Origin of the sequence: Neptuniibacter sp. QD48_11, from assembly GCF_047778095.1 — a bacterium.
Classification (GTDB): domain Bacteria; phylum Pseudomonadota; class Gammaproteobacteria; order Pseudomonadales; family Balneatricaceae; genus Neptuniibacter.
In genome coordinates this window covers 1,361,780-1,382,073 of the sequence record NZ_CP180551.1, presented here as the reverse complement: position 1 = coordinate 1,382,073, position 20,294 = coordinate 1,361,780, and the positions used below count along the sequence as shown (strand labels likewise).

Sequence of the window (20,294 nt, the reverse complement as noted above, 5' to 3'; positions counted from 1 at the left end):
GTTAAGCATGTTCTTTTAAATAACTTATCAGTTGATCGATATCGATATGGAAACCATCAAAGGCTACCACGCCGATCGGATCGATCAACGTAACCCAGGGGGTTCCACCTGTACGATAATTAACCATTGTATTTGGGAAATGGCCTGGATCGGTTCGAGGTAGATTAGGGTTACCCGGATCATGACCAAAAGGCAGTTCCAGACCATATTTCAGCTGATTCTTACGTAAAGCACCAGCACTATTGATAGAGTGACCTTCAAATGTTGTTTGGATAACCGCCGCTACAATTTTGTCGTCATCAGGGAAGGCAGCTTTCAGCTTCTGCAAATTTGGAAAGCCAACAGAGTGACAAGAAGGGCACCATTCCTGAAAGCACTTCAAATAGATCCATTTGCCTCTATGTTCGGAAATCGAAAACGGTTCAGTCTTATTCCCTTGGCCATCGATCCAATGATTCACATTCAACTCAGGCGCTATTCGTCCCTTGATGCCACGAGTATTTTCTTTAGCTACGGATGGACCAGACAAAAGTCCAAATGCACCTATTCCTGCAGTCGCCAAAGCGGCTGATTTAAGCCATTGGCGCCGCGTTAACTCTTGTTTGCTCGGGGTGGATATTAACTTTTCGATTAGATACGACATATTAATCCCATCTTCTATGTGAGCTTCATAGACCCCCTCACATCGCGTTAGTTCATAAAACCAACAAAGCCCATCTTCTTAAATATCTTTATAATGTGTTGTACCCAAGAGTCGCTTCTATAGTTTAGAAACTGATAAATTAATGAGTGGTGTTATGAGAATTGTTGCGATCGCCCTATTCTTCCTAACCAGTACTGCATTTGGCGAGATGCTTGAAACAGAGAACTACAAAATTGTTATAACTAAGCATTGCGATGAAGGCGAAGTTAGTTGTGAAGATATCTCTTATACAGGCACATCGAAGAGATCTGGAAACAGTATCCACTTAAAAGGTAGATCTCTGCATCAAACTTGCGCTGATGGCATTACCCCATGTCGGTTTCTTGGTTACCGTTTTCAAAACGGTAATATCACCTACAGCGTTTATGAATCTGGTTTACTGCAAGTGATTCGTGAACCGGAAGAAATACTGATAGAAGAGCAAGGTAGCTGGTCATACTAATAAACCAGCATACTTTTTATAAGAGAATAAGAGAGAAAAGGAAAGATCAGATAGAGAACTCTTCTTTCTCCAAAGGTAGCCGGCCACTTTGTTGCCTTAACGCTTCCACCAACATACCCACACGTTCAGGTAAACCCTGATCAAGTAGTTCATGAACAGTGGAAAGCACATTGGTTTTAAAACTTTCACTCGCCCCGATATCAGAAGATAGATTATCCGCACTAAAGTTAAACTTGTGCCCTGCAGCTTTAGACATTAACCACTCAAACGCTTGCGGTCGAATTTCTACTTTTTCAAATTCAGCCTGTTCGTCAGCAGTGCGACCATCAGGTTTATACCAATAACCAAAATCTTCTAATTTTCGACGCTCAGGACCAGCAACACACCAATGGGCGATTTCATGCAACGCACTCGCGTAGAAACCATGAGCAAAAATAACCCGATGATGCTGGTTATCTCGATCAGCAGGCAGGTAGATTGGTTCATCATCCCCTTTTACAAGAATCGTATTTAGGGAGGTTTTAAAGAGCTGATTAAAAAGAGTAATCAACTCATCAACATTCGGTTCTTTCACTTATAACCTATTAATTACTAATATAAGGCTGCCAAGTATTTTGTTTCAACCACCAAGTATCACCGCTAATACGGTTTATTCTTGCTGCGACATAACCTTTTACATCATTATCAGCACGTAATAGCACAACTTCATATTCTGCTGTGCCGGTACTTCCGCTCTCTTCAAGTAAGTGCCATTGGCCTTTATCGGCTAACCAAGCTTCACCCGTGAAACGGTGGAAACGAATTAACACCCACTGCCCTTTTGAGGTGTAGGCTGATGCGATACGGAATGCCCCATCCTGCACTTGGCTACTGAGCTCATTCGCCATCATAGTGATTTGATCCAACACACCATTAAATGCGTCGGGCGATACGGGCTCAGATTGACCTGTCGTATCAGGCTCAACAGCCATAGCTTGAACTTCACTCGCTAAGCCCTGAAGCTGAAGCGCCAACTCTTTATTTTGTTGCTGAAGTTGACCCGTTTGAAATTTAAGCTGCAATAGATGGTCTTGCACCGCTGTCATTCGGTTAGCAATGATATCCAACTGACTCGCAGGTTGAAGCTCTGAAGACTGCGAAGGTTTTGTTGCTGGCTTGGGTGCAGGTTTCTCTGGTGTTGAAACGCTCGGTTGGCCTGTACTGTTTGCATTGGCAACGTCGGATTGGGATTTAACGCCCGCCGAGTTACACGCGGTAAGAATAAGTACCGAGCAAAAAACAAAAACTTTAGAAAAGGACACTGCGTCTCTCCTGACCTTGCAGATCGAAAGACGCTATTTTAACCCATTGTTCGACAGTTGGAAGCTTTGGAAAGGAATCGCTATTTAGATAGAAAAATATAACTGTATTTCTACTAATTAAGAGCTTTATTTTATTTTGACTACTTCTGTTGCCGTTTTCCCGCTGCTTTCGACCCAAGTAAAAGAAAGCTCTTCTCCTTTTGCTCCGCCTGCAAACGTAAACACAAAATATGGGTTTCTAGAAACCGTCGGTCCTAGGTTTACGGCAAACACCTCTTTGCTAGCATGAACGACCTGAAGCTCTTGGAGGTAGAGTGCAGGAAAAAATTCACCCGTTTTGCTGTCTTTTCGAAAACCACTTTCCATGGCATGTTTCGCCATCATTTTAACTTTGGTTTTACCAGAAGAAACCTTAGTTTTAACTCGAATAATACCTGTTGCCATAATAACTCTCCCAACGATTCCTCAGATATACTTAACCACAACCACCGACTGTGACGGTTACATCTTTCGCTGCGCTATAAAGTTTACCTTCAGCTTTTACTACGGCCGTGATCCGTGAGCTTTGAGCCATTCGAACCCGAGTAGACACATCAGCGTCTGTACCTTCTGGGATTTTAAACTCAACTGCTAGAGGGGCTGGATTATCTTTGACATAGATGCTGATCGATTCAACATTGGCGATACTTGTACGTACAGTGACCGGAACAATCGCACCATTTTCTGCCGTATCAGGCGTTTTCAGGATCACATCAGCACTTTCTTCAGGCGTCCCGCCTAAAAGCTCTTTTATAGCGGTATCTTGATCTTGCGCCTCAAACGCTGCCGCTTTCCATGTAGCTAATGCGATACGAGGCATCAAAACACCCGCACCGATCATCGCCCCACCTAGTGAAAGCACTTTGACCATTGATCGACGATTTATGCCCATTTCATTTTCCTCAATGCTTCGATCACTCTGTCGAGTTCTAAAACCATTTAACTGAACTATCACTTTAGCTTACGCAATTTCATCGAGTTGTAAAATGGCTCGAAAGAACATAAAACATCTATTGCATAAAATTATGATCGTTGAGCTTTCAATTGCAGGTTCAAATGACTCTAGAGCTTTTCGACTCCGAAACAAGCTTTTGATGTTGATATGACTAGCCACGATATAATCAATGAAGGCAGCCCAACCAATCCGATTGGTATAAACGAGATTTTACTGATTAGGATCGAGTTTTAAGTACTTCCCCCTATCCTCACATCCAAAACTAACCTAAAATCCAATTAAGGTTTTTAGCGAGTAACAAGGTAAGGAAAAACAATGGCAAATATTTCACTGACAGAAGACCAATTCCAAGTATTGGTTAAAGATTTTTTTGCCAAAAAATCGGCTCGAAAACTTCTTACCCAGCAGGAAAACATCGCAATAGCAGAACGCTTAAATGAGAAGGTTAGTTTACCTTTTCTAAGCGAAGCAAAAGAGCATGCGGTGCTTGTAAAGACCATTCTTAAGATTGATAACTACCTATATGAACAGCTTCCAAACGAAATTTATGAACTGATTCATAACCTTGATGAAGGTTTCGATGATAGCGAAGCAGCCCAGTTAGCAGCTCGTCTAAGCAAACAAGCTCACGATGACATCAATCTGCCGTTCCTAACTGCACACGTTGAATACTACTCAATCACCTTCGTTCTAACCTTGCTTATTAATGCAATGCGAGAAGGCTCAAACATTCAGCATGCGATTGCAGTAACACAGCACCCTCGTGTGATGTGCGATGATTTCCCTTTCCCTGATCTAATCTGATCACTATTTCTGATCTACTGATCCAATCCTCTCATTTCGCCGTAACAAAGCTAAATTACAACCTGTAAACGCTTTGTTACCGGAGAGAAGTAAGTTTGGCTTTCCAAGTGCTTTCATAAGCATCTATATTAATCTCAGCTCTACCCTACTCCTCGAGATAATCCTTTAAAGCGTTTTCTGGTATTCATTATTTATGATTCCGGCGAACAACTATGACAGAAACAAAACCACATGTTGCCATTATTGGTGCAGGTCTAGCAGGTACAACTCTTGCCGACATTTTGACTTCAAATGGCATTGATGTAAGCGTTTATGAGAAAAGCAGAGGTACGGGTGGTCGTCTTTCCAGCTGTAAATTAGATGAAATGAGTGCCGATCTAGGCGCACCCTTTATCTCAACAAATAATAGTGACTTTTCTACTTGGTTAGCTGAAAGTGGCGTTTTAGAAACTTGGTCACCAATTTCAAAAAGTTTCGACGGTGAAAAACAACAATCACCAAATCTAATCACAGGTAGCTCACGCCTTAGTAGCCTAACCAGACACTTACTGGCACACGCTAATTTTCACCCTGCGACTCGCGTTGGCTTTATCTGGCCAGAACTTGACGGCTCCCAAAAAAAGGTACGTCTTCGCGATGAAAAAGGTGAATCTCTGGGTGTATTCGATGCCGCTATAGTGACAGCTCCGGCACAACAAGCAGCAACTTTATTAGAAGCAGTACCTCGCTTTTCAAATACCGCTAAAGCCATTACTCCTTCAGCCAGTTGGGTGGCATTGCTTGAAACAACAGACTCACCAGATCAACCTGAACAACTAATAACAGAGCATCACCCTATTTTGTATCGTTGTATCAAAGAAAGCGCTAAACCTGGACGTAATAGTGTAAACGGCTCTGCAATATGGTCGATCGAAGCAAAGACCGAATGGAGCCAAGAACATATCAACCTTCCCAAAGAGGAGATAGAAATTCTTCTCACCCAAGCGTTTCTGTCTATAAAACCAGAGGCTAACGTTATAGGAGTAAGACGCTGTCATCGGTGGTTGTATTCTCGTCACCCAAAAACAGAGCATGGCATGCTTTGGGATGAGACAACGCATATTGGCGCTTGTGGTGATTGGCTACTAGGAGGGGATTTAGAGGGAGCATGGGTCAGTGCGAACAAACTGTCAGCAGAGCTTATATCATGCTTCAAATCTAGGTAACTGACTTCGCGTCACTAGATCTTCGTATCTTTCGAAAAGCTGATAAAAACCGTTCCCAACTTAATGCCAAACTTTTTGACTACTGCCCTGTTAAGTAGGACATTGTTTGGCATTAAAAACATCCAGTCATCAAATTTTACTTTATGCTGTCGACCACTGACATTTAACAACATGTCATAACGCCAGGCAAAACGTGCTTTACTTTGCTTGCCTTCAGCTCGACCTAAAACATCCCCTGCCGTTCCACTGTAAACCGCATTTTGACCACGCTTTATAACCCAAGTACGGTTTTCAAACTCTCCATCTTCGTAAAAAAAATCTTCTTCTAATGTGAGCTGATCATCCAACACTGTACCTTTTATCGCTACGGTAAATAATCGACGAATATTGCCAAAGCGATCCTCAAATAACCCATAGGCCATTGTTTCGCCGCGGAAATATTCAAAGAGATTAAGTTCATCAGGCCAATCAGTTTTATTCATTACAGTAAAATTTTGTTTCTCTATTTACTGAAGCATTACGTAAAAACCGATAGCTCAGATCATAACTGATCTAAAAAGCGATCAACCATGTATAATGCACCCCTCTAATATCAGTAAGGAATAAAACATGATCTCTGCTGAAGCAGCTGCTGTACGCGATCAATTGATCGAAAAAGGCCTAGAAACACCAACAATTGATAACGGCCTTTCACAGGAGCAAAAGTATGAGCGCATAAAGAGCTTAATGACTGAAGTTGTTGGGACGCTAGGGTTAAACCTAGAAGATGACAGCCTTACAGAAACGCCTCATCGCGTGGCTAAAATGTACGTCTACGAGGTGTTTTCTGGGCTAGATTATGAAAACTTCCCTGATATGTCGATGATTGAAAATAAGATGGATCTAGAAGAGATGGTGAAAGTTAAGGACATCAGTGTTCTTAGCTCTTGTGAACACCATTTTGTTACCATCGATGGCACAGCTAAAGTGGCTTATATCCCTAAGGATAAAATCATAGGTTTGTCTAAAATTAACCGTCTTGTACGCTTCTTTAGTCAGCGCCCGCAAGTGCAAGAACGTCTAACTAAACAGATCCTTATTGCACTTCAGACCCTATTAGAAACGGACAACGTTGCTGTATCAATCAACGCCACGCACTACTGCGTTAAATCTCGCGGTGTAATGGATGTTAACTCTCAGACAGAAACGACTGCATTAGGTGGAATATTCAAATCTAATGCACGTACACGCGCAGAGTTTTTAACTTAAAAACAAGGCCGATTGGCCATTTGGTAAGATCTATTAGAGCGTCTGGTGATAAGACGCTTTAAACACCTAAAAACTATTTGTTCTCGTTGATACAGCACTCATCTTTCAGAAAATCGATCAGCCCATCCAACTCTTGGTATTGAGGAACACAGTAGAGTGTTCTGCCCTCTCTTTGCTGTAACACCAATCCCACAGCAACCAATCTAGAAATATGATGAGATAAGGTCGACCCCGGAATACCTAATTCAGATTGAATCTCTCCAACAGGAACACCCTGTCTACCTCCCCGGACTAGATAACGAAAGATTTCTAGCCGAGTTGTATGACCTAATTCAGCTAACCGCTTAGCCGCTAATTCAATTTCCATAACCTAACCCATCAACAATATATTTCCATAGTAATGGAAATATATTGACAAAACAAAGTTAGAGCTAGACTATATTTCCATGATTCTAGAAATATAGAATAAAAAGGATAGATTTATGCTTAGCTATATAGAGAAATATGCTTCAGACCCTGAACTCGCATCAATGCTAACCACCAGCTTGGAAATGTTTCTGCAGCTGTTCTTGGAATTGACGCTCCTATTTATCGTGATTAGTTACTGTGTGGCTTTAATTAATCAAAAACTGCCAACCGAACGAATTCAACAACTGCTGGGTGGAAGAAATGGTCGTGGCTACTTAACTGCCGCAGGACTTGGTGCTGTTACACCCTTTTGTAGCTGCTCAACCATACCTATGCTGATTGGTTTATTGAAAGCCAAAGCGGGTTTCGGCCCAACCATGACGTTCTTATTTACATCGCCCCTTCTGAACCCAATCGTAATAGCGTTGTTTATTCCTGTGCTGGGACTAGAAGTAACCCTGTGGTACGCAGCTCTGGCTTTAAGTGCTTCGATTATTGCTGGGGTTTTATTGCAGTATTTTGGATTCGAACGTCATATCAAACCCGATATGCTTGAGGCAAAACCTATCTGTGGCTCAAGTTGCTCACCTTCACCAAAAACAGAGTGCTGTAATGAGAGAATTCAACAGGAACCAACTATCTGGAAAAAAGCCTGGGCAGAATCATGGTCACTCTTTCGAACCATGTTCCCATACATGATTGTCGCAATGTTAATCGGCGCCTTTGTACATGGATTTATACCGGATGATTTTTTTGCCGAAGTGGCTAATGCCGATAATCCAGTAGCAATCCCAACGGCTGCTTTGATCGGTATTCCACTTTATATAAGAGTGACCGCGCTGCTGCCATTGATCGGTTCGTTTGCCGCTAAAGGTGTTAGTTTAGGCGCGATCATCGCTTTAGTGATTGGTAGCGGCGGCGCAAGCCTTCCTGAAATGATACTGCTGAGACGATTATTTTACTGGCCACTGATGATCGCATTTTTAGCTGTAATCTTCTCAATAGCCGTAATCAGCGGTTTCACACTCAACACAGTCATCGGCTAATAGCATAGGTTTAAGCAGATAATTCATGTTTGGAAACATGATTATCTGCTCCCCACTCACCTAATAAGCCCATCAGGAAATAAAGCTATTTCCAGCCCAATCGCCAAACCTCGGCATTTTTTAGATCTTTCCAATCGATCTGCATTTTATATTTATCGATCACTGCTTCAATCATACAACCTGTAACCTCTTCGGTATCTGGATCACGCAGCAATTCAATTATGATAAAGTGTTTTCGTTTATTGATAGGTTCAGTAGCTGTCCATTTAGACAACAGCAATTTATTGGGATTTATTTGATTTCTTTTAGGTGAAAAAGCCATTCAGAATGACCTCTACTTAGCGTTATAAGCATCTAAGCTAAAACGTCGCTCTTGCGCATAATCCACTATAGGCTGAGGCCTATTACAGCCCATACTGATTAGCGGATCATGCTGTTGAATAGCGTTGTATCCTTCCAAATCTGGCAACCACTGAGCTATATACTTACCCTCTTTGTCGAAGCGTTCAGCCTGTCGCATAGGGTTAAAGATACGGAAATACGGTGCAGCATCAGCTCCAACCGAAGCACTCCATTGCCAACCACCTAAGTTTGAAGCAAAGTCCCCATCAATCAGATGCTGCATAAAGTAACGCGCACCTAGACGCCAATCTTGACGCAATATTTTGGTTAGAAAGGAAGCCGTTATCATGCGAACTCGGTTGTGCATCCAACCCGTTTGATTCAATTGCTTCATACCGGCATCAACAATGGCGTAGCCTGTTTCCCCCCGACACCAAGCTTCAAACAAATATTGATCGAATGACCAGTCCAATTTGCTTTCTATTTCAGGTTTGAAGGGAAACCAACGATTCATCTCTGGAAACTGCACAATTAAATGGCGGTAAAACTCTCTCCAAATCAGTTCTGTCACCCATTGATTTTCTAACCAATCTGGATCTTCAGAATAGGTCTGTATGGCGTTTAAGCATTGCCGTGTGGAAATAACACCTTGAGCTAAATACGGCGATAAAGAAGATGTCCCCGTAATGCCAGGAATATCTCTATGATCAGGATAAGGCGCTAGCTTTGAATGGATAAACTGATACAAGCATTTATGTGCTGCCTCACTTCCTGCAGGCCAGCTAGATTCTTGCCAATCAGCACCTAACTCCAAACAGTAACCTACTTCTGTAGGTAGTTCAGAAGGCTTTATCTCAAGTTTTTTCTGTTGTTTTGGTTCTGGCAGAGCCTCAACCCACTCTACTGAGAACTTTCTACGCCAAGCACGACTAAAAGGGGTAAAAACTTTAAAAGGCATCCCTTGCTGAGTAAGGATAGAACCCGGGGAAAATATAAGATCGCTGTCGAAGGCTTGTGCCGGAATACCCTTCGTCACAAAACTTTCCATAACCGCAGCATCGCGCTTTTGTTCGAATTCGGGATACTCACGATTGAAAAATAGTTCTGATACACCGTGCCGTTTTGCTAAATTCAGTAAAACAGCAGGAAGCTCTTTATTGGTGGGTGCTCTAACAATAACAAGGGGGATATTCAGAGCTTTGAGTTGATCACTCAGCTTAGAAAGGTTGGCTAAGTAGAACTGAATCTTTGCTTTGGATTCGTCCTGTAGTAACCACTGTTTCGTTGTGATCGCTGCAACAGCTAGAACGCCCTCACCATTACTTTGTTTACAAGCATGATAAAGGGCGTGATGGTCTCCTGTCCTTAAATCGTTGCGAAACCAAACTAACTTCATATTGTTTTCGCCTTATCACTATAGATCAATTTTTGAATCATTCCTCAAATATAATTTCTTAAGCCCAATTCATGAGGGTATGGATCTAAGTACGCTTGGGTCTGGATGTATTCACTACCATAACGCTTCAGGTAATGTTTTAGCAGCGCAAGAGGTACAACCAAATTAACCTCTTCCTTGCGATACTGCTCTATCGCTTCAAGAAGATCTTGCTTGGTTTCGGTATCAATATCTCTTTTGAGGTAACCCATAATATGCATCAAAGCATTGGTATGAGTTTTTCGACTCGCGCGTTTTTTTAGATGGGTCATTAGCTCAAGAATATAGGTATCAAGTACCTCTTCCAAAGGCACCTGAGAAGCTTCTGTAGCAAGATATTTACCTAAAAGCTTATAACCTTCGTAGCTGTGAGCCATTAACTGATATTTATGTCGGCTATGGAACTGAATCACTTCATGTAGCGATGGGGCCGACATGACCTCTTTTTGCCAACTGAAATAGACGAATACTCGAGTAATGAAATTTTCTCGCAGTACAGGATCATTTAAACGACCCTCTTCTTCCACAGGCAGTGCAGGGTTACGCTTCATAAATTCATCAGCGTAAGCACCACTTCCGGCCACATTTGGCATACCATTTTCGTGGTACACCTTTACCCGCTCCATCCCACAGCTGGGTGAACCTTGCATAAGAATGTAGCCACAAAGGTCTTGGTTGTTCGCACTTACCTCAGCAGCATAAGCCTTAAGCGGCTCTGTCACATCCAAAGAGGGATCTTTCGTGCCGAGAACACGCGGAGATTCAGCATCACCCACCAACCTGATAGGCTCTCGAGGAGTACTCAATCCAATCGAAACCTCAGGGCAGAAAGGCTTGAACTCAAAACACTCACTAAGGACATTAAGACAATATTTGGACCGCTTATGGCCTCCATCATATCTTACCTTGTGCCCTAATAAACAAGCACTTACACCAACCGGGATCAATTCATTCAAAGTTGCTGTGTTCATTGTTTATCCCTCAACGCTAAGCCGAAATAATCTATTTAGAAGCCAGTAATAGGCTGAACCAATTTGCCTAACAATGTACTGAATTTAAGTGGTGCGTCAGTCGCAATCAGGCAAATGCAATCTTCATCACTATCCACAAGAGGCTGGTGCTCAATTTCGCTATCAAGGTCCGCAATATCTCCGGCGGTAAAGCGCCCCATTTCATCGCTGAAAGAACCTTTTAATACTAAGGTCAGCTCATTGCCATCATGCGTATGTGCCAGCATCGATTTACCCGGTGCTATACGTAGTAATCGTGAGACACCACCTCGTTCGCTTTTACAAGGTAAATCATGATAGTAGACACCAGGAACAATGCGTTTCCACTCGATGTTCTCAAGCTTGTCGCCAATGTAATCAGCAAGAGGTGCTGGCACATCAGAATCAACCGATTTAACAGGCTTACTACGGGTGAATTCTACGCCGATATCCTCGTCATCCAGCATAGCCAATACTTGGTTAAGGGATGAATCATCAATAGTTGCTGGCTCAAGGCTTTCTAGAAGCATGCCGCCTATCGCTTCGGACTTTTGAGCACGTTCACGGCACTCAGGGCACATAGAGAGATGGCAAGCTGCAACCAAAGCCATTGATTGAGACATTGAGCCAGCCGCATAACTAACTAGGGTGGCTTCATCTAGGTGATGTTTAATGTTCATACATCATCCCTCCACATTACTCTTAATTTTTCTGAAGCTAATCGAATTCTGGATTTAACACTGCCAAGAGGTATCCCCAAACGATCTGCAATTTCAGAGTGAGAACGACCTTCATAAAAAGACATATAAATTGCCTGAGCCTGAAGCTCTGGAAGTTTATCTATGGAAGCTTGCATGCGAGAAGACAGAACCATATCAGCACAAGTATCTTGTGAATCATCGGCTTCTTCATGCCACTCATCTAGAGAATATTCCGGATATTTCTGCTTACGCATCCAGTCGATACTTTGATTTCGAGCTAAGGTAAAAATCCAAGTACTGGCTGCCGCTTTCGATTTTTGATACATGTGCGCTTTGCGCCATACTGAGGCCATAGTCTCCTGCATCAACTCTTCAGCGGTACTCTCTACCAAACCTAATCGAATAATGTAGGCCTTAATCTTAGGAGCGAAATGTTTGAACAGTTGCACAAACAGAGCTTTGTCTTTGGTTTCACCGAGCGACATTAATAAACTACTCCAATCTTGAGTAGTTTCCGGCTGCGGCATAGCAACAACTTTTTCCACGTCTTCACCTGGCGGTTTGTTTTCCATATGACTCCTTACGTGTACTCGCATGAACCGGATCACCTTTATGTATTCTTAAATACAATTTTTTTGCATTTAATAACTAAACCTAGTGATCTCAATACATTATGTGTGCGTATTAGTTACTGCAGATAACAATTAAACCTGTACAAACCTAACTATAAAACACATATTCAGTAACAACGGACTAGATAGATGAAAATTTCAGCCATGCGCCCCAAAAAGATTGCGATTGTTGGTTCCGGCATCTCCGGATTAAGTTGTGCATGGCTTCTCAACAAAGTCCACTACGTCACCCTCTACGAAAAAGATGACCGTTTGGGCGGCCACTCAAATACCGTCTCATTTGAACATAAGAACCAATCTATCGATGTTGATACGGGCTTTATTGTATTCAACCCCGTGAACTACCCTAACCTAGTTGAGTTTTTCAAAACGCTAGATGTTAAGACCTGCGAAACTGACATGTCATTTGCCGTTTCAATCAATCAAGGCCAATTAGAATATTCTGGTACAGGTTTATCTGGTTTGCTTGCTCAGAAGAGCAATGTTTTCAAACCTTCCTTTTGGAAGATGATCAGAGAAGTGATGCACTTCTACCGTAATTCGGAAGCTTTATCACAGCAACATAATTTAGATGAAATGACCTTAGGTGACCTCCTTACTCAAGAGGGCTACAGCAAACACTTCATATACGATCATCTATTACCAATGGGCGCGGCGATTTGGTCTACTCCAGTTGAGCAGATGCTTAACTACCCAGCGAGTTGCTTTATGCGTTTTTGTCGGAACCATGGTCTGGTTCAACTGAGTAATCGCCCACAATGGCGAACGGTTATTGGAGGTAGTAAAAACTATGTAAATAAAGTTGCCGAAACCTTAGGTGGCAATATCAGAATCAACAGCCGTATCCATAAAATTATTCGTTCTGATAACTGCGTGTTTATAGAAGACCACCACGGCAAACGAGAACAGTATGATGATGTTGTTTTAGCCTGCCATTCTGATCAAGCCTTAGCATTGCTTGAATCCCCAACAGATGAAGAAAAAAGGTTATTGCAGAACTTTCCTTATCAGAGAAACAAAGCTTACCTTCATCTAGATGCTTCGCTGATGCCAAAACGAGAAAAGGTTTGGTCGAGTTGGAACTACCTTTCCGAAGGTATCAGGGATAAATCTCAAGATGTATCCGTGACCTACTGGATGAATCAGTTGCAGCCGCTAAATACAGATACACCTATTTTCGTATCCTTAAACCCGCTAAAGGAACCGGAACAAGGGTCTATTATCCGTAGCTTCTTTTATGACCACCCAGCCTTCGGCAAAGAGTCACTTCAATCTCAAAAAGAACTATGGTCATTACAAGGCAAACAAAGAACTTGGTTCTGTGGAGCCTATTTTGGTTACGGTTTCCACGAAGATGGTTTGCAAGCAGGACTAGCTGTTGCCGAAGAGCTCGGTGGCATTCCTCGCCCTTGGGTGGTGCAAGACAAAAACAGCCGAATACATGTTCATGAGAGTAAAATACGCAAGGAAGACAACACCATTGAACGAGCTGAAAGTCATGGCTAATTTGCGATCGTCACTCTACCAAGGAAAAGTGATGCATCATCGCGTGAAGCCTACAGATCATCGATTTGTGTACAGCGTCTTTTCCTTGAAAGTCGACTTAGATGAATTGGATCAGCTAGACAAATTTCGATTTTTTTCGATTAACCGATTCAATCTATTCTCATTCAAAGAACGGGATCACGGTACCAGCAAAGGAAACCTTGCCGCTGAAATTAGACAGCATCTAATCGACAGAGGGCACAGCTCTGCAACTGAACGCATTGAACTACTTTGTTATCCAAGAATATTAGGCTTCACCTTCAATCCCCTCAGCGTTTATTTTTGTTACAACAAAGAGGATGAGGTTGAGGTCATTCTTTATGAAGTCAGTAACACCTTCGGCTCTAGGCATACCTATCTCATCGAATCACAAGGCAGAGACAAAGTGATTCGACATGGCTGCGATAAGTTAATGTACGTAAGCCCTTTTATGCCAATGGAAACCGCTTATCAATTCAGTATTACTCCACCTGACCAACATGTATCAATCGGTATTAAACAAGTAGAACAAACACCAACTCAAGAAGAACACTCCACCGTATTTTATGCTTCATTTAAAGGTGATCGGATTCCCTTAAATGACCGTAAACTATTGAAAATGTTCTTCCAATATCCGTTGATGACTCTAAAAGTGGTAGGCGCGATTCACTGGGAAGCACTTAAGCTTTGGCGAAAAAAACTGACCATTCAACCTCGTGATAAAAAGGTCAGTCACAGCATTAGCTGGCAAGATAAGCATGGAGTAACGCATTATGAAAGTTTATGAATCATCCAACGAGTTAACATCTAGCTCGCCTCAGCCAACTTGGTTTGAGAAAAAACTTCTCAAATACCTTACTGCCAAGCTAAATCAATCGATTGGAACTTTAAACCTCACTTTACCTAGCGGCTACACCAAAAAAATCGGCCATGCCTTCCCTATAGCTGAGGTAAAGCTGAATAACTTCCGTCCGTTAGTTCGTTTATTCTTCGGCGGCATTAATGGCTGGTCAGAAAGTTACTTGGCAGGTGATTGGGATAGCAAAGATCTGACTGCGTTGATGCAGTGGGGCCTTGCTCATGAAGACTCACTGAGTGACCTTTCACAGGCTGGATTTCTAATCTGCTCTTTGCACAACCTTTACCACTGGCGTCGAGATAATAGCCGTTCAGGTAGTAAGAAAAACATCGCAGCCCATTATGATCTAGGTAATGATTTCTACCAACCTTGGCTCGATGAAAGCATGACTTACTCAGCTGCTTTATATAAATCCCAAGATGAATCTTTGTTCGATGCTCAACAAAATAAATACGGCAGGATCATTGAGCTTTTAGACGCTAAAGAAGGTGAACACGTCGTTGAAATTGGTTGTGGTTGGGGCGGGTTTGCTAGAAAAGCTAGCCAAGAAAACAACTTACGCGTACATGGCATCACGCTTTCGAAAGAACAGCTTAAGTGGGCGAAGAACCAGATTGCAGAAGCTAAACAAGAAGATAAAGTTCATCTCAGTTTAACGGATTACCGTGACCTCCAGCAGCAGTATGACGCGGTGGTTTCTATTGAGATGTTTGAGGCGGTTGGCGAGAAACATTGGGACACTTATTTTGAAACCCTAAAGCGTGTACTTAAACCGGGTGGTAATGCTGTCCTTCAGATCATCACAATCGATGACGAACGTTTTAATAGCTATCGTAAACAAGCAGATTTTATTCAACGTTATGTTTTCCCTGGTGGCATGCTGCCGAGTGATAAACGACTTCGAGAGAAGTTTGCTGAGCATGGCTTTACCTTAAAAACTAAACAATTATTTGGTAAAGATTATGCTCGAACACTACGCGAATGGCATCGTGATTTTGAAAAGTCTTGGGGAGAGATTAATCATCAAGGCTTTGATGAAACCTTTTATCGTTTATGGCGCTATTACCTAGCGTACTGTGAAGGCGGTTTTGAACACGGATCTATTGATGTTGGTCTGTACGTCATCTGCCATGATGAAGAGAAATAATCTAAGAGTTTCATAGACTATTCATAAAAGCCCTATGTCATTCATTTAAATGAATACAAAGGGCTTTTTATTGATGGCTAAATTTTCCTCTCAAGAATTTAACCACTTTACCTATCACCGGTACTTTAACCAGTAACTCTGACCCATCCCAATAGTCATGGTGGAAAAAAACTTTTCCATGCTGATCGGCTTTTATAAGGCTAGTGCCGGCGAAATTTATATCTCCTGTAAGTCTACTTGTAGCGCGGTAATTCCAATAAATCATGGCTTGATTTTCATCAACCATCACTTGATCGACTTTGAAAACAACCTGATCTAACTTGGAGTACATATCATCTAAGATGGCGACAAAATCATCTCGGGTATAGGTGTGATTAAAAGGGTCCTTAAAGTCAAAATCATCACGTGTTTTCTCTAAAAGTGATGCAAGGTTATCTCTGTTTAACCCTTCTAAAGTTGATACATATTCCGTTATCCAACGATCCATGAATCCTGATCCTGACTGATTATATTTATCTGTTTTTAAGCAGCGCTTTGCTAACCAAAGCAAAATACCAACGATACGGAATGATGCTTAGAAATTTTAGAATGTAACTGAAACGTTTAGGAAATGTAATTTCAAATTGGTCTTTGATTAAGCCATCTAAGATACGTTGTGCAGCATCCTCAGGTTCTAATAAGAACGGCATTTCAAAGTCATTCTTATCTGTAAGCGGAGTTCTAACAAACCCAGGGTTAATCACCTGTAATTTTACTTGAGTGCCTTTCAAATCCAATTGTAATGCTTCGCATAAATGAATTAATGCAGCCTTACTCGCACCGTATACAGCAGCTGTAGGCAAACCTCTATAGCCGGCGACTGATGCCATCACGGCAATTTGCCCCGAGTTGGAGCTCAACGCCCTTTCTATAACTGGCTCCAAGCAATTGAGGGTGCCTTGTAAATTAACATCGAGTAAAGCTTTAGCCCTGCTAGCGCTAAACTCCTCGACGGGAAACGGATCATGCGTGCCGGCGTTTAATACAACTAACTCAGGAAAAGCATTATCAAACTGTTGAAGAGTTCGTTCAATTTGATCTGGTTGGGTGGTATCCATTTCTAATGGAATAATCTTACCGGGATAACCCAATTGTTCAGCTTTATGCTTTACATTGTCTAATGTGGAAAGAGTCCTGCCTGAGATAAATACATCCACGCCATTCTCTGACAACAAAAGCGCCAATGACTCACCTATACCACTGCCTGCTCCCGTTAACCAAGCGGATCTCCAGGGTAGTTCTTGGTTCAACATATCCACCGTCCTAAGAAATAAATAGATTTATCATTACTGGCCTTTTAGTTTTCTTGCGAGTTCAGGGTATTCTCCCTGATCTGAAAGCCATATTTGGATAAAGGCTTCAGAAAATTGCATATCCTCGATACCACCAATCCAAAGCTTATTATGGAAAAAATCAGCCTTTCCAGTGGTATTGATTTGGAAAATAAGTTGGTCGCCCTCCTTAATATCAGGCCATATATTCTCCAACCGAGTTAGCCATATTGATCTCGTATCTTTTGCCACCTGAAAACGTGCAAATTGTTTATCTGTTTCTGACAAGAGATCATCCCGACTGATATCACGTTTGTAATCCAAACTCAGTTGGAGAGGCGAACTAAAACCCTGAAAAACACCATTTGGCGTATAAAAAACCGCGTCATAAACATCAAACCAAAGGACTGATAACTCAGCTCTTCCCACCTCTTTCCAATTTTCTATATTGGGCTCTGCTTGGGCTTGGGCTTGGGCTTGGGCTTGCACAAGGGCAAATGCACTCTGCATGAGCAATAACAAACAAATCGATATATAACGAATAAAATTACACGTCTGAACGAACATATCGAGCCCCTAAACGATGACTGAAATACATAAGGAATGGGAAAAGTAGCAACCAGATCGCTGCCAAAAGCAGAAAAGAAGAGGCCATTGAGAAGCCAAGGGATACTGCTCCAAGTTTCGCTGCTGCAATGTAGGTACTGCTACCTCCTATTGCTCCCACCAGCGCTGATAGCAACAAGCGATTATTAAAGAACGCCAAACTGTGCCTGAGAGTGGCAACAAACCCCATCCAAAGAAGAAGTAACCAAAGAGGAGGAAAAGAAGAATTGTCGAATTCAAACACCCCGTAGAGGGTTAAAACTGAATCAACAACAAAGCCGAGGGCAGCTAACGAAAAGACAATACAGGTTTCTAGAGCGGGATCTGAATGAAAAATCAGATGAAGGCAAATGATAAAGCTGACAATGATGACCGCATCATTCCCATACAAAATACTCAGCCACCAAACAAGTTGAAAGCCGATCGCATTAACCCAGAACCGTTCGCTCATCTCTATCACCTATACCCTTTCTAGAGATACGAGCCACAACTCTCAATAGATCATAGGCTCATAATCCACTTACTTGATTTGCGCCTAAAATCACTGCTATAAGGATGAAAAACATGGATTTAAAAAGATGCGACACTGGAAGCGATATATCAGCTTAATTTTACCTACGCTCATAATTTTGGGATGTTCCTCGCCATCACTGACGACCCAAACCCCTTCCAAAGATGAAATTAAGCAAGAACAATCGATCCAATTAGAGAAAGCGTTTCGCTATCAGCTGCAACAGCAAACCCGGCTCGCTGAAGTCGCTCGCCCTTTATTGACCAAGAATATAGAAGCCTGCGGAAAAAGAACAAAACCGAGCTTAGGTATATTCATCCATAGCCTAGACGACTATAAAAAACCGAAGAAAGCCGTTACTAAAACCATCTATTCACTTAACGAACAACCTAATGTTTTACAGGTATTAAGTAACGGGCCCGCACATCAAAAGCTGAAAGTAGGCGACAAACTAATTTCCATCAACAAACAACCTTTTCCAAAAGGTACAGCTAAATCGATCAAACATCTAAGCAACAACCTAAAAGATCAGACCGTTGTAGAACTGACCGTTGAACGCGATGAAGACCTGATTACTCTCTCTATGAAGCCGGAGTTACTTTGTAATTACCCAGTCATTTTAAGCCCTAGTGATGCCATTAATGGCTACGCTGATGGCAGCACTATTGTCATTACTCAGGGACTGATGCGCTTTGCGCAGGATGATAATGAGCTTGCCCTAATTATCGCACATGAGATGGCACACAATACTCAGCACCATATCCCGCAACGGATCAAAAATAGCTCACTTGGCTTATTGCTAGATACAGCTTTACTCGCGAGCGGTATACCCTCGCCTTTAATCGCAACGGGACTAGGCGCAAATTTATATACTCAGCAATATGAGATCGAAGCTGATCTCATTGGCTTACAACTGATGCACAAAGCAGGATTTGAAATTGAAGGGTTGGATCTATTCTGGCAAAAAATGGCAGCAGTTCACCCTTCGACGATCACCAAAGGAAAAGAGATCTCTCACCCAACCACAGTCGAACGCTCTATTCTGATCCGTAAAGAGATTACTCGATTAAAAAATCTCACGAGTTCTGTCAACCAAACTTCAGCTACAACGTTACAGTAATTAGGAGCAAGGATTTAGGTGATACGAGACGTTTAACTGTGCAACTAATCGAACACTTTCTAATTCAGATAGAACGTCGCGCGTTCCAGATAGCTAGGATTGCTACTGGCTGTGATCAGGATGCATTGGATATAGTCCAAGATGTAATGCTCAAATTTGTTCATACCTATAGCGATAAACCAGAGGCTGACTGGAAACCACTTTTTCACCGCATGCTACAGAACAGAATTAATGACTTTCATCGTCGAAAAACGCTAACGAATAGGATTTTCTCTTGGATTAGCTTCCGGGCAAATGAAGAAGATAGTGAGGTTATTGAAGAAGAGTTTGTTGATCCTTCCGCCCTGTTGCCTGAAGAATTCTTACAGCATGAGCGATTTGGTGATGCGTTGCTTCATGAATTAGAAGCGTTACCCCAAAGACAGCAACAGACCTTTCTGCTCCGGATTTGGGAAGGCATGAGTGTGAAAGAAACAGCCGAAGCAATGGCATGTAGTGAAGGCAGTATAAAAACACATCTTTCTAGAGCAACTGCACGTCTAAAACAGAAGTTAGCAGCACACAATTTTATAGGTCCCGACCATGAGTGACCCTAACGACAAAGCATTTGTAGATGCTTGCAAAAAAGCACTAGATAAACAGGTAAACGATCAATCACCTGAGATTACACATCGTTTAGCCCAAGCCCGAAAACAATCGCTAGAGCAAAAAGAAAGCTCGTCTGAACCTACGCAATTATGGGTTCATTCGCTCCAAAACAATATGTTTCCAACAGGCATAGCGATGGCTGCGCTTTTACTTTTAACCTTATGGCTACCTATTAATGACGATACCCAAGAATTAGTGCAAAACAATTTACTTTCGTTAGAAACACTAGATCTGCTGAGTGCAGAAGAGGATTTAGATCTCTATGAAGAGCTTGAGTTTATCAACTGGCTTTCGCTCCAAGCTGAGCAGGGTTAGTTCA

The 20,294-nt window shown here is 42.1% G+C and carries 27 protein-coding genes; 11 read left to right on the top strand and 16 right to left on the bottom strand.

Annotated features, from left to right (window positions below; all coding sequences use genetic code 11):
• Position 1: 1 nt before the first annotated feature.
• A complete protein-coding gene (locus tag ACMXYU_RS06255) occupies positions 2 to 643 on the bottom strand; it encodes a peroxiredoxin family protein (protein ID WP_415900739.1) in 642 nt (213 codons plus the stop codon).
• Between the two features lie 154 nt (positions 644 to 797).
• On the opposite strand from ACMXYU_RS06255, the gene ACMXYU_RS06250 reads away from it, so the two are divergent.
• A complete protein-coding gene (locus ACMXYU_RS06250) occupies positions 798 to 1,145 on the top strand; it encodes a hypothetical protein (RefSeq protein ID WP_415900738.1) in 348 nt (115 codons plus the stop codon).
• Positions 1,146 to 1,191: 46 nt separating this feature from the next.
• On the opposite strand, the gene ACMXYU_RS06245 is transcribed toward ACMXYU_RS06250, so the two are convergent.
• From ACMXYU_RS06245 to soxY, 4 genes are all read right to left on the bottom strand, one after another.
• On the bottom strand, positions 1,192 to 1,719 hold the full coding sequence (locus tag ACMXYU_RS06245; protein WP_415900737.1) for an elongation factor P hydroxylase: 528 nt from the start codon (positions 1,717 to 1,719) through the stop codon (positions 1,192 to 1,194).
• A 10-nt stretch (positions 1,720 to 1,729) separates the two neighbouring features.
• Complete coding sequence (locus tag ACMXYU_RS06240) at positions 1,730 to 2,446, bottom strand: hypothetical protein (protein WP_415900736.1); 717 nt, start codon at positions 2,444 to 2,446, stop codon at positions 1,730 to 1,732.
• A gap of 126 nt (positions 2,447 to 2,572) precedes the next feature.
• Entirely contained in the window at positions 2,573 to 2,890 is a 318-nt protein-coding gene (soxZ, locus tag ACMXYU_RS06235; protein ID WP_415900735.1) for a thiosulfate oxidation carrier complex protein SoxZ, read from the bottom strand.
• A gap of 31 nt (positions 2,891 to 2,921) precedes the next feature.
• The gene (gene soxY / locus ACMXYU_RS06230; RefSeq protein WP_415900734.1) at positions 2,922 to 3,377 is read right to left on the bottom strand and encodes a thiosulfate oxidation carrier protein SoxY; all 456 of its coding nucleotides are present in this window, start codon (positions 3,375 to 3,377) and stop codon (positions 2,922 to 2,924) included.
• A 378-nt stretch (positions 3,378 to 3,755) separates the two neighbouring features.
• Between soxY and ACMXYU_RS06225 the strand changes: the two genes are divergently transcribed.
• Positions 3,756 to 4,244, top strand: a complete 489-nt coding sequence (locus ACMXYU_RS06225; protein WP_415900733.1) for a hypothetical protein — start codon at positions 3,756 to 3,758, stop codon at positions 4,242 to 4,244.
• Positions 4,245 to 4,456: 212 nt separating this feature from the next.
• Positions 4,457 to 5,449, top strand: coding sequence for an NAD(P)/FAD-dependent oxidoreductase (locus tag ACMXYU_RS06220; protein ID WP_415900732.1), 993 nt, complete (start codon positions 4,457 to 4,459; stop codon positions 5,447 to 5,449).
• Positions 5,450 to 5,463: 14 nt separating this feature from the next.
• Here ACMXYU_RS06220 and ACMXYU_RS06215 read toward each other — a convergent pair whose 3' ends face one another.
• Complete coding sequence (locus ACMXYU_RS06215) at positions 5,464 to 5,931, bottom strand: DUF3833 family protein (protein WP_415900731.1); 468 nt, start codon at positions 5,929 to 5,931, stop codon at positions 5,464 to 5,466.
• A gap of 127 nt (positions 5,932 to 6,058) precedes the next feature.
• Here ACMXYU_RS06215 and folE point away from each other — a divergent pair, with 127 nt between their 5' ends.
• The gene (folE, locus tag ACMXYU_RS06210; RefSeq protein ID WP_415888540.1) at positions 6,059 to 6,697 is read left to right on the top strand and encodes a GTP cyclohydrolase I FolE; all 639 of its coding nucleotides are present in this window, start codon (positions 6,059 to 6,061) and stop codon (positions 6,695 to 6,697) included.
• Between the two features lie 73 nt (positions 6,698 to 6,770).
• Here the strand turns inward: folE and ACMXYU_RS06205 are convergent, their stop codons facing one another.
• Positions 6,771 to 7,064, bottom strand: a complete 294-nt coding sequence (locus ACMXYU_RS06205; RefSeq protein WP_415893967.1) for an ArsR/SmtB family transcription factor — start codon at positions 7,062 to 7,064, stop codon at positions 6,771 to 6,773.
• A 115-nt stretch (positions 7,065 to 7,179) separates the two neighbouring features.
• Between ACMXYU_RS06205 and ACMXYU_RS06200 the strand changes: the two genes are divergently transcribed.
• Entirely contained in the window at positions 7,180 to 8,151 is a 972-nt protein-coding gene (locus ACMXYU_RS06200) for a permease (RefSeq protein ID WP_415900730.1), read from the top strand.
• An 85-nt stretch (positions 8,152 to 8,236) separates the two neighbouring features.
• On the opposite strand, the gene ACMXYU_RS06195 is transcribed toward ACMXYU_RS06200, so the two are convergent.
• The 5 genes from ACMXYU_RS06195 to ACMXYU_RS06175 are packed head-to-tail and all read right to left on the bottom strand — an operon-like array spanning position 8,237 to position 12,190.
• A complete protein-coding gene (locus ACMXYU_RS06195) occupies positions 8,237 to 8,473 on the bottom strand; it encodes a TIGR02450 family Trp-rich protein (RefSeq protein WP_415900729.1) in 237 nt (78 codons plus the stop codon).
• A gap of 12 nt (positions 8,474 to 8,485) precedes the next feature.
• A complete protein-coding gene (locus ACMXYU_RS06190; protein WP_415900728.1) occupies positions 8,486 to 9,889 on the bottom strand; it encodes a cryptochrome/photolyase family protein in 1,404 nt (467 codons plus the stop codon).
• A 44-nt stretch (positions 9,890 to 9,933) separates the two neighbouring features.
• Positions 9,934 to 10,899, bottom strand: a complete 966-nt coding sequence (locus ACMXYU_RS06185) for a YbgA family protein (protein WP_415900727.1) — start codon at positions 10,897 to 10,899, stop codon at positions 9,934 to 9,936.
• 35 nt (positions 10,900 to 10,934) lie between these two features.
• Positions 10,935 to 11,597 carry a ChrR family anti-sigma-E factor gene (locus tag ACMXYU_RS06180; protein ID WP_415900726.1) on the bottom strand — a complete coding sequence of 221 codons (663 nt, stop codon included), beginning with the start codon at positions 11,595 to 11,597 and terminating at the stop codon, positions 10,935 to 10,937.
• Positions 11,594 to 12,190: a sigma-70 family RNA polymerase sigma factor gene (locus tag ACMXYU_RS06175; RefSeq protein WP_415900725.1), complete on the bottom strand. Its 597-nt coding sequence runs from the start codon at positions 12,188 to 12,190 to the stop codon at positions 11,594 to 11,596. The genes ACMXYU_RS06180 and ACMXYU_RS06175 overlap by 4 nt, the downstream gene beginning before the upstream one ends.
• 189 nt (positions 12,191 to 12,379) lie before the next feature.
• Between ACMXYU_RS06175 and ACMXYU_RS06170 the strand changes: the two genes are divergently transcribed.
• Genes ACMXYU_RS06170 through ACMXYU_RS06160 form a run of 3 tightly spaced genes read left to right on the top strand, consistent with a single transcriptional unit; the run spans position 12,380 to position 15,780 of the window.
• A complete protein-coding gene (locus tag ACMXYU_RS06170; protein ID WP_415900724.1) occupies positions 12,380 to 13,756 on the top strand; it encodes an NAD(P)/FAD-dependent oxidoreductase in 1,377 nt (458 codons plus the stop codon).
• On the top strand, positions 13,749 to 14,561 hold the full coding sequence (locus tag ACMXYU_RS06165) for a DUF1365 domain-containing protein (protein WP_415900723.1): 813 nt from the start codon (positions 13,749 to 13,751) through the stop codon (positions 14,559 to 14,561). The genes ACMXYU_RS06170 and ACMXYU_RS06165 overlap by 8 nt, the downstream gene beginning before the upstream one ends.
• Positions 14,548 to 15,780, top strand: a complete 1,233-nt coding sequence (locus ACMXYU_RS06160; protein ID WP_415900722.1) for a class I SAM-dependent methyltransferase — start codon at positions 14,548 to 14,550, stop codon at positions 15,778 to 15,780. The genes ACMXYU_RS06165 and ACMXYU_RS06160 overlap by 14 nt, the downstream gene beginning before the upstream one ends.
• A 67-nt stretch (positions 15,781 to 15,847) precedes the next feature.
• Here the strand turns inward: ACMXYU_RS06160 and ACMXYU_RS06155 are convergent, their stop codons facing one another.
• The 4 genes from ACMXYU_RS06155 to ACMXYU_RS06140 are packed head-to-tail and all read right to left on the bottom strand — an operon-like array spanning position 15,848 to position 18,147.
• Complete coding sequence (locus ACMXYU_RS06155) at positions 15,848 to 16,267, bottom strand: nuclear transport factor 2 family protein (protein WP_415900721.1); 420 nt, start codon at positions 16,265 to 16,267, stop codon at positions 15,848 to 15,850.
• A gap of 25 nt (positions 16,268 to 16,292) precedes the next feature.
• Complete coding sequence (locus tag ACMXYU_RS06150) at positions 16,293 to 17,072, bottom strand: SDR family NAD(P)-dependent oxidoreductase (protein WP_415900720.1); 780 nt, start codon at positions 17,070 to 17,072, stop codon at positions 16,293 to 16,295.
• Between the two features lie 33 nt (positions 17,073 to 17,105).
• On the bottom strand, positions 17,106 to 17,657 hold the full coding sequence (locus ACMXYU_RS06145) for a chalcone isomerase family protein (protein ID WP_415900719.1): 552 nt from the start codon (positions 17,655 to 17,657) through the stop codon (positions 17,106 to 17,108).
• Positions 17,638 to 18,147, bottom strand: a complete 510-nt coding sequence (locus tag ACMXYU_RS06140; RefSeq protein ID WP_415900718.1) for a DUF2878 domain-containing protein — start codon at positions 18,145 to 18,147, stop codon at positions 17,638 to 17,640. Before ACMXYU_RS06140 ends, ACMXYU_RS06145 begins: the two co-directional genes overlap by 20 nt.
• A gap of 127 nt (positions 18,148 to 18,274) precedes the next feature.
• On the opposite strand from ACMXYU_RS06140, the gene ACMXYU_RS06135 reads away from it, so the two are divergent.
• From ACMXYU_RS06135 to ACMXYU_RS06125, 3 genes are read left to right on the top strand one after another with little or no spacing between them, the layout of a single operon-like run.
• Positions 18,275 to 19,327, top strand: a complete 1,053-nt coding sequence (locus ACMXYU_RS06135) for a M48 family metalloprotease (RefSeq protein ID WP_415900717.1) — start codon at positions 18,275 to 18,277, stop codon at positions 19,325 to 19,327.
• Between the two features lie 38 nt (positions 19,328 to 19,365).
• On the top strand, positions 19,366 to 19,917 hold the full coding sequence (locus tag ACMXYU_RS06130) for an RNA polymerase sigma factor (RefSeq protein WP_415900716.1): 552 nt from the start codon (positions 19,366 to 19,368) through the stop codon (positions 19,915 to 19,917).
• The gene (locus tag ACMXYU_RS06125; RefSeq protein WP_415900715.1) at positions 19,910 to 20,290 is read left to right on the top strand and encodes a DUF3619 family protein; all 381 of its coding nucleotides are present in this window, start codon (positions 19,910 to 19,912) and stop codon (positions 20,288 to 20,290) included. Before ACMXYU_RS06130 ends, ACMXYU_RS06125 begins: the two co-directional genes overlap by 8 nt.
• The last annotated feature ends 4 nt before the right edge of the window (positions 20,291 to 20,294 follow it).